Annotated in this window: 2 protein-coding genes; both read left to right on the top strand. The window is 71.6% G+C overall.

Annotation, left to right across the window (positions count from 1 at the left end; all coding sequences use genetic code 11):
- Positions 1-424: carbohydrate-binding protein (locus F6X68_RS32380; protein ID WP_151457792.1), on the top strand; the 424-nt coding region annotated here is incomplete at its 5' end.
- A gap of 219 nt (positions 425-643) precedes the next feature.
- Positions 644-2,038, top strand: a 1,395-nt coding sequence (locus F6X68_RS32375) for a chitinase (protein ID WP_151457793.1), incomplete at its 3' end; no start/stop codon positions are given.

Genomic DNA, 2,038 nt, shown 5'->3' with positions numbered 1-2,038 from the left:
CCCACCGCCCGGTGGGGTGCGCGACGCGTACGCGACGATCCAGGCGGAGTCGTTCAACGGGCAGAACGGGGTGCTCGTCGAGGCGTGCGCCGAGGGCGGGCAGAACATCGGCGCACTGCGCAACGGCGACTGGGTGCGGTTCGACAACGTCGAGTTCGGGGCCAGCCCGCCACGCGACTTCGTCGCCCGGGTCGCGTCCGGCGCGGCGGGCGGGGTCAGCGGCCTGGTGGAGGTCCGGCTGGACAGCCCGACCGGCCCGACGATCGGCAGCTTCGCGATCGGGAACACCGGCGGCTGGCAGAGCTGGCGTTCGGTTCCCGGCAACGTCGCCGGCCCGACCGGCCGCCGGACCGTCTACCTGACCTTCAGCAGCGGGCAGCCCGCCGACTTCGTCAACGTCAACTGGTTCACCTTCCGCCGCTGAGCCTGCTCGGCCCGCTGGGGCCGGCTGGGCTTGCTGGAGCTCGCTGATCCCGCTGCTTCCCCGAGCCCGCTGAGCCCGCTCCTGTCCGCTGAGTCCCGTGGAGCCCCCGGCTGTTGCCGGGGGCTCCCGTCGGCCTGCTCTGGACAGAAACAGTTAACACTCCTAATAATAGGCGTCAATGTCGATGCCGATGGATGGCATCCGGGTGTGGAGGGTGTCGTGAAAAGATCTAGATCTCTGGTGTTCTCGCTGGTCACAGCCGTGGTGGCGGCGCTCGGCGCGGTGTGGGTGGCGATGCCCGCGTTCGCCGCCGGGGTGACCGCCAGCTTCGTCAGGACGTCCGACTGGGGATCGGGCTGGGAGGGGAAGTACACGATCACGAACGGCGGCGGGTCCACGGTCGACGGCTGGACCGTCGCCTTCGACCTGCCGGCCGGCACCACTCTCGGCAGCTACTGGGACGCGCTGCTGACCTCGTCCGGCCAGCGGCACACCTTCACCAACCGGTCCTGGAACGGTCGCCTCGCCCCGGGCGCCTCGGTCTCGTTCGGCTTCCTGGGCGCCGGGCCGGGCTCGCCCACCAACTGCCAGCTCAACGGCACGGCGTGCGGTGGCGGCACCAGCCCCACCACCGCGCCGCCCACCACCGCGCCGCCGACGACGGCACCCCCGACCACCCCGCCCCCGACCACGCCGCCCCCGACGAGCCCGCCGCCGAACACCGGCCTGCCGAAGCACATCCTCACCGGGTACTGGCACAACTTCGACAACCCGGCCGTCGAGCTGCGGCTGCGTGACGTGCCGGCCGAGTACGACGTCGTCGCGGTCGCCTTCGCCGACGCCACCGCCACCCCCGGCGCGGTCGCCTTCGCCATCGACCCCGGCCTGTCCGCCGCCCTCGGCGGCTACACCGACGCCGACTTCTCCGCCGACGTCCGGACCCTCCAGTCCCGGGGCAAGAAGGTGATCATCTCCGTCGGCGGCGAGACCGGCCGGGTGGCGGTCAACGACGCCGCCTCCGCCGCCGCGTTCAGCGACAGCGTCCACGCGCTGATCAAGCGGTACGGCTTCGACGGCGTCGACATCGACCTGGAGAACGGGCTCAACCCGACCTACATGGCCCAGGCGCTGCGCTCACTGCGCGCCAAGGTGGGCGCCGGACTGATCATCGCGATGGCCCCGCAGACCATCGACATGCAGTCCCCGGCCAGCAGCTACTTCAAGCTGGCGCTCGACATCAAGGACATCCTCACCGTCGTCAACACCCAGTTCTACAACTCGGGGGCGATGCTGGGCTGCGACCGCAACGCCGCGTACCCCCAGGGGACGGTGAACTTCATCGTCGCGCTGGCCTGCATCCAGTTGGAGGCCGGCCTGCGTCCGGACCAGGTCGGCCTCGGCCTGCCGGCCGGTCCCGGCGCGGCCGGTGGCGGCATCGTCGCGCCCAGCGTGGTCAACGCGGCGCTGGACTGCCTGGCCCGGGGCACCAACTGCGGCAGCTTCCGCCCGCCGCGCACCTACCCGGGCATCCGCGGCGCGATGACCTGGTCGGTCAACTGGGACGTGAGCAACGGCAACACCTTCGCCCGTACGGTGGCCCCCCACCTGGACACC

It is taken from the genome of Micromonospora sp. AMSO12t (assembly GCF_008806585.1).
GTDB lineage: Bacteria > Actinomycetota > Actinomycetes > Mycobacteriales > Micromonosporaceae > Micromonospora > Micromonospora reichwaldensis.
This window is presented reverse-complemented; position numbering and strand designations above follow the sequence as displayed.